General features: G+C 38.0%; 6 protein-coding genes. All 6 read left to right on the top strand.

Going from position 1 to position 7,032, the window contains the following annotated elements; all coding sequences use genetic code 11:
* Positions 1–613, top strand: a 613-nt coding sequence (locus HPY74_18875) for a class I SAM-dependent methyltransferase (GenBank protein ID NSW92677.1), incomplete at its 5' end; no start/stop codon positions are given.
* Positions 610–1,641, top strand: coding sequence for a glycosyltransferase family 4 protein (locus HPY74_18870; GenBank protein NSW92676.1), 1,032 nt, complete (start codon positions 610–612; stop codon positions 1,639–1,641). The genes HPY74_18875 and HPY74_18870, both read left to right, overlap by 4 nt.
* 94 nt (positions 1,642–1,735) lie before the next feature.
* Positions 1,736–4,219 carry a glycosyltransferase gene (locus HPY74_18865; protein ID NSW92675.1) on the top strand — a complete coding sequence of 828 codons (2,484 nt, stop codon included), beginning with the start codon at positions 1,736–1,738 and terminating at the stop codon, positions 4,217–4,219.
* Between the two features lie 182 nt (positions 4,220–4,401).
* Positions 4,402–4,602: a hypothetical protein gene (locus tag HPY74_18860; GenBank protein NSW92674.1), complete on the top strand. Its 201-nt coding sequence runs from the start codon at positions 4,402–4,404 to the stop codon at positions 4,600–4,602.
* A gap of 31 nt (positions 4,603–4,633) precedes the next feature.
* Positions 4,634–6,019: an SAM-dependent methyltransferase gene (locus HPY74_18855; protein ID NSW92673.1), complete on the top strand. Its 1,386-nt coding sequence runs from the start codon at positions 4,634–4,636 to the stop codon at positions 6,017–6,019.
* Positions 6,020–6,072: 53 nt separating this feature from the next.
* A partial coding sequence (locus tag HPY74_18850) for a sulfatase-like hydrolase/transferase (GenBank protein ID NSW92672.1) occupies positions 6,073–7,032 on the top strand: 960 nt, incomplete at its 3' end.

The raw sequence follows: 7,032 nt of genomic DNA, 5'->3' as shown, positions 1-7,032 counted from the left end.
CCGGGACGATATAAAGGAACGCCAAAGAATATATCTTCCTTACATACGTGAAGCAAAAGCCGGAACTGAGGAGCGTTTTGTGCTGGACTTGGGCTGCGGCCGGGGAGAGTGGCTGGAACTATTGAAAGAAGAGGGATTTATTGCTCGAGGCGTCGATATTAATGCGGCAATGGTTTCGCTTTGTAATAACCTAGGTCTGGAAGTAGTACAGAGTGATGTCCTACAATATCTTCGTGATTTACCTGGGGAAAGTCTTGGAGCTGTAACAGGCTTTCATATCATAGAGCATTTACCCTTTGAAGTTTTAATACAGTTGCTTGATGAAACTGTAAGAGTTCTAAAACCCGGCGGCATTGCTATTTTCGAAACGCCAAACCCGGAGAATATTCAGGTGGGAAGCTGTAATTTTTACTTAGATCCTACCCACAAAAATCCCCTGCCAAGTTCAATGCTAAAGTTTATTGCTGAAGCCCGGGGCTTATGTAGAGTCAGTGTCCTAAATCTGCACCCTTACCCCGAATCATACTGGCTGTCCGGCTCTGAACTGGCTGAGCGGTTTAATCAATTATTTTACGGGCCACAGGATTACGCGGTGGTGGGGTGGAAGGCGTGAAACCGAAGGTAGCAGTCATAGCCGTTCGTTCCCCTAGTGGAGAAACCGGGGGCGCAGAGCGGTTTTATGAAGGTCTTGTTGGTGCGCTCAATTCAGCCGGCGTTCAGGCAGATCTGTTAAGTATCGTTAGTGACGAATCAAATTTTGAAGCGATAAAAGAATCTTATCTGCGCTTTTACGACCTTGACCTGTCCGGTTATGACGGAGTCATATCGACAAAAGCTCCCACTTATCTTGTCAGACATCCGAATCATGTATGTTATCTAGTGCATACGATGAGAGTATTCTACGATATGTTCGAGTACGAATACCCATATCCTACAATCGAACTCTATAAACAGCAGGAATTAATCCACCAGTTGGACACCGCTGCGCTTCAATATCCAAGGACAAGAAAAATTTTTGTCATTGGAAATGAAGTTAAGAAGCGTTTATTGAAATATAACGGTCTTGATTCAGAAGTACTTTATATGTCTCTGACTTTTGACGGTTTTAAGAGTGGTTCTTATGAGTATATTTTTATGCCCGGACGCCTTCATCGCTGGAAGCGGGTCGACTTGATCATAAAAGCGATGGGTTTTGTGAAGAGGCCGATAACGCTGAAAATTTCTGGTACCGGTGAGGATGAAGGTACGTTTCGCGAGCTTGCAAAACATGATGAGCGGATTGTCTTTTGCGGAAGAGTTACAGATCAAGATTTAGTTAATTTATACGCCAATGCGCTGGTAGTTCCTTTTATCCCGATACGGGAAGACTTTGGGCTTGTCACTCTTGAAGCGTTCCGCAGTTGCAAACCGGTTATAACCTGCACCGATTCAGGTGAGCCTGCTTATATCGTGCACGACGGTGAAACGGGATTTGTATGCCCTCCCGATCCGGAAATAATTGGTTCTAAGCTGGAATATCTTTATGATCACCCGGAAATTGCTGAAGATATGGGAATTCGTGGATCAAAGTCTATTCGGCACATTACATGGGAAAACGTGTCACATAAATTGCTCTCCGCTTTAGGTTTTTCCAAAGAATAGCTTTGTTAACCGCTAAAAGGAAATGTAATCTCATATGCAAGAAATCATGATATAGGTTTCTAATTGGAGAAATTTTTATGAAGGGTGCTGTTTCATGCCTCGTGTAACAGTTTTAGATATGCAGCCCATTGATCCACCGACAGGCGGGGGTAGGATACGCCTATTAGGATTGTATCATGGACTTGGCGAAAGATTCCCAACGACTTATATTGGCACTTATGACTGGCCCGGGCCGTCAAAAAGGCAACATAAATTGTCTGCTACTTTAGAAGAGATTGATATCCCGTTGTCTAAAGCCCATTTTGAAGTGAGTGAAAAATGGAAGTACTTTTTTGGGGGAAGAACAGTAATTGATACGGCTTTCCCGCTAATGGCACATCTCTCTCCAGAATTTATTGAAGGTGCCAAATCCTTCATCAAAAAATCCGATATTGTAATCTTTTCTCACCCGTGGGTATATCCGCTGGTCAGGGAAACTATTGATTTATCAAAGCAACTGATAGTATATGATTCTCATAATTTTGAAGGAATGCTTCGAACGGAGTTGCTTGATGATGGGGGCTTCGGAACTGAGATAGCAAAGCATGTGGTAACTACTGAATATGAACTGAGTCACCGTGCGGATATTATACTCGCTTGTTCAAAGGAAGATTGCCAGTATTTCAATCAAATATATGGTGTAGATGATGAAAAAATTATTGAAGTACCAAATGGTGTTTTCTCCACAATATTGACTCCGCCGACTCCTGATCAAAAGGAATTGGCCAAAATTTCTTTAAAGCTTCGAGGGAAAATAGCCATATTTCTTGGAAGCGCCTACGGGCCGAACATAGAAGCTGTTAAATTTATTTGTTATCAACTTGCGCCCTATTTACCCGATTTGAATTTTGTAATCTGTGGTGGGGTTTCAGATGCAGTTGAAGTAGATGCTCTGAAAAAGAAATCTGGTCAAAACATCCATTTTACGGGCTTTGTTTCTGATGAACTAAAACTTAAGTATTTATGGGCTGCAGATATTGGGATTAATCCGATGTTTTCCGGCTCTGGGACAAATATAAAAATGTTTGATTTCATGAGTGTCGGCCTGCCGATTGTAGCGACGCAAATAGGTGCCCGGGGTATTGATACCGGCTCCCCCCCGGCTTTTATCGTTTCAGATGTCAAGAACTTTCTCAAGTCAATAGAAAGAGTACTCAGCGACAAATCTCTGGCAAGCCAGCTTGGAAAGCGCGCCCGCGAAACCGTAGAGAGCCAATATTCATGGGAAAAAATATCTTCCTCTTTAGGCCATAAACTTGGTGAGTTATTAGAAAAGAAAAGATTAAGGGACGCTTCTGAGGATAGGGTTACAAATAAGGATATATTGTCAATAAGTAATTCGTATGGTGGTTGTCAGAAAGAAAACCAAGCTAGAGATTTTGGCTTTCAAAATGAACATTTGGTTTTAAAGGCGGGAGGAAAGATAGGAATAATAACAACATGGGGGATACGGTGTGGTATTGCTGAGTATTCAAAATATCTTGTTGAAGCATTAAGCAAATATAATTATGACTGCCTAATTCTTTCGAATATAACCGATGAGTCGGTTCGTTCTGATACCCGTGGGCATGATGTCTCTTCTTCTATAAACGTTAAAGAAATATGGCGACATGGTAATATTCAGGCATGTGATGTAATTTATAATTGCAAGGTCAATGGCGTAAATAAGCTAAATATTCAATATCATGCTGGCTTTTTCAATGAAGAATCCCTTATTAATATTGTAGGCAGTGCAACTAATGCCGGAATTGAAGTTAGTGTTACTTTACATAATACTAAAATTATGGAAATAAAAAGTTTGAACAAGATGGTAAGTCTTGGGGCTAAGCTAATTATTCATAGTGCTGATGAAATAAAAAGGCTTAAGAAGTTAGGAATTAAAAATCTAATACACATTCCTCATGGCGTTTTAGATATTCCGGATGAATTATCTCTAGATGTAAAAAATAGGCTTGGTTTATACCGATCACCTTTGATTGGTACTTTTGGTTTTCTTAGGCCACATAAAGGTGTTTGTGAGCTAATTGAAGCTGTTCAAATACTCCGTGATTTATTTCCTAACATTGGCCTATTAGGCATGAATGCTTTATACCCATCTGATGATTCAGAAAATTATTTAAAGAAATGTAATGATCTAATTAATAACTTGAAATTACGAGAGCATGTTACGATTAATACTCATTTTTTAGATATAGAGAAGACTGTTTCTTATCTTCATGCCTGTGATCTTATAGTTTTACCTTATCATTATAGTAATGAAGGCGCAAGTGGTTCAGCTCATATAGCTATTGCCGCTAAAAGACCGTTAATCGTAACACGTCAAGAGATATTTAAGGATATATCTAGTCTAACATACCAAGTAGAAAATACATTTCCCTCCGTATTGGCGGTTGGCATTGCAAGTGTACTTTCTAGTCCTTTATTATTACAAAATTTAAAAGAAAAGAACAAATTATATATTGATGCTTATTGTTGGTCTAAAATTGCAAATGAATATTTAAAAGTATTTTTTGTGGAGGAGAAACCAATTGCTCTATAACTCAACTTCACAGATCGAAAGTTGAAGTTGCTTTTTTTAAGAACGCAGGTTTACAGGAATAGACTCGTTAATCATATGAAGCATAATCAGTTATGTAATAAATATTGTAGCTTGAGCTACGCCTGTTTCAAAAAACAGGGCGACTTTGCTGATATTAGAAAATTAAGAAGGGTTGTGTTGAAATGACAAAAAAGAAATGCATAAGATCAACCGTTATTTTACTTTTTATATTTACCATTTTGCCATTACCTGCTCATGCTTATATTGATCCCAGTTCTGGCAGTTACGTTTTGCAAGCAATATTAGCTAGCCTACTAGCTGTGCCTTTTGTGATTAAAAAGTATTGGAATAAAATAAAGGATGTTTTTAAAAGGTCAAAATAGAACAATCTGGTTTTTTGGAGTGAACCATGTGATACAGAAAAATAATAACAGGAGAATACCATCTTCATTCCGGGACCCAAGCGGCTTTCTTTTCTGTTATGATGGAAAGATTTATCGCCAGATAAACCTGGTTTATAGGGAACATTATGAACATTTGATGGAATCGGGACTTTACGATACCCTAGTAAAGAATGAATTGATTGTGCCTCATATTGAAGTCAATGCTCAATACGAAGATACAAATACATCGTATAAGACCATAGAGCCTGAAGTCGTTCCTTTTATTTCATATCCCTATGAATGGTGCTTTAGTCAACTGAAGGACGCGGCTCTAGTTACCCTGCGGATTCAAAAGATTGCACTTGATTATGGCATGTCATTAAAAGACAGCAGCGCTTACAATATTCAATTTAGAAAAGGGAAACCAATATTAATTGATACGCTTTCATTTGAAAAATACCGTGAGGGAGAACCCTGGGTAGCTTATAAGCAATTTTGCCAGCACTTCTTGGGACCGCTTGCTTTGATGTCTCATGTCGATGTCCGTTTAAACCAATTATTAAGGATATACATAGACGGGATACCTTTGGATTTGGCTAGTGCGTTGCTTCCGTTTAAAACCCGCTTGAATGTATCCTTGTTATCTCATATTCATCTTCATGCTGCAACTCAAAAGAAATACGAAGATAAATCTATTAATTCAGCAAATAAAAAAATCAGTCGAACCGGATTAATGGCTATAATCGAAAACCTGGAGTCTGCCGTAAAGAAGTTGCAGTGGAAACCGCAAGGTACTGAATGGGGAGAATATTACAGCGATACCAACTACACCGAAGAGGCTGTTAATCATAAAAAACAATTTGTGATAGAATGTTTGGAAATAATTAGACCGAAGTCCGTTTGGGATATGGGGGCCAACATCGGTTTATACAGCAGGCTTGCCAGCGATAGAGGCATACCGACTGTAGCTTTCGATATAGACCCGGCTGCCGTTGAAAAGAATTACCTTGCGTGCGTGAAAAACAAAGAGCAAAATATTCTCCCGCTTCTTCTCGATTTAACGAATCCAAGCCCCGGCATCGGCTGGGAAAATACAGAAAGAATGTCGATACTCCAACGCGGGCCGGCAGATATGATTTTTGCCCTCGCGCTGATTCACCATTTGGCGATTTCCAACAATGTGCCGCTGACTAAAATTGCCGAATTCTTTAACAAACTCTGCAATTTTCTTATTGTCGAATTCGTTCCCAAAAACGATTCTCAGGTGCAAAGACTTCTGGCAACAAGAAAAGATATTTTTTCAGATTATACTCAGGAAGTTTTTGAACATGAATTTAAAAAACATTTTGCGATAAATCGGTTTGTTAAAATTAAGGATTCGGAGAGAATATTGTACCTGCTACAAAGAAAAGTATAGTTTTAATAAGAAAATACTTTCAGTCAACTGAAAGACTAGAAAGGACAAGTATAATGAATATCGAATTTCGGGAAAAATGCATTACAACTTTATGTGCGGCATCATTGTTTTCATTGACAGTCCTGTTTTTCGGGCCATCATATTTATATTTTACTAACATATTAGAGTTTCCTTATTTATTTTCTGATGTTTGGTATTTGTTTGCATCTATTTCCTTGCTTTGTATTCTGGTAATATCAGCAATATTATTGCCCCTGAAATCTTCCATACATCGAAAGGCTGTTTCTTTATTATTTGCCTTCGCGTTTTTGTTGTGGCTTCAGGGGAATATACTTGTTTGGAATTATGGGGTATTGGATGGCAAGGAAATTCCATGGAATAATTATAAGATTTATGGATTTATAGATACGGCGGTATGGTTAGTTGTCGTAACTTTTACGTTTATAAAAAGTAATTTTATTTATAACCTAATTAAGAAAATAAGTATAGGACTTATCCTGATCCAAATTGTTTCAACTGCTGTTGTGTGGTATCAGGCGCCCGAACAGCCTGAGTGGAAGAGATATGCTCTTAGTGAAGAATCAAAATACAATTTTTCTTCTGAAAAGAACGTAATAATACTTGTATTAGATACATTTCAAACTGATATTTTTCAAGAACTGATTAATGAACATCCCGAGTATTCTAATACGTTTCAGGGTTTTACATATTTTCGCAATGCTGTTGGGGGGTTTCCTACTACATATCCATCCATTCCATTGATATTAACAGGACAATATTATGATAATTCAGTTCCTATACAAGAATTTATTAAGAAAGCCTATTCTAATTCGTCTATTCCACTTATATTAAATCAGAACGGTTATCAAGTAGAATTGTTCACTAGTCTTAATGTCATTTATCCTAATAGTGACATTTTATCAAATTTGATGTTAAGAAAAGATATTGACAATATAAACAATTATATATATGAATTATATGGTATTACATTCTTTAGATATATGCCTCATTCT

It is taken from the genome of Bacillota bacterium (genome assembly GCA_013314855.1).
Classification (GTDB): domain Bacteria; phylum Bacillota; class Clostridia; order Acetivibrionales; family DUMC01; genus Ch48.
This window is presented reverse-complemented; position numbering and strand designations above follow the sequence as displayed.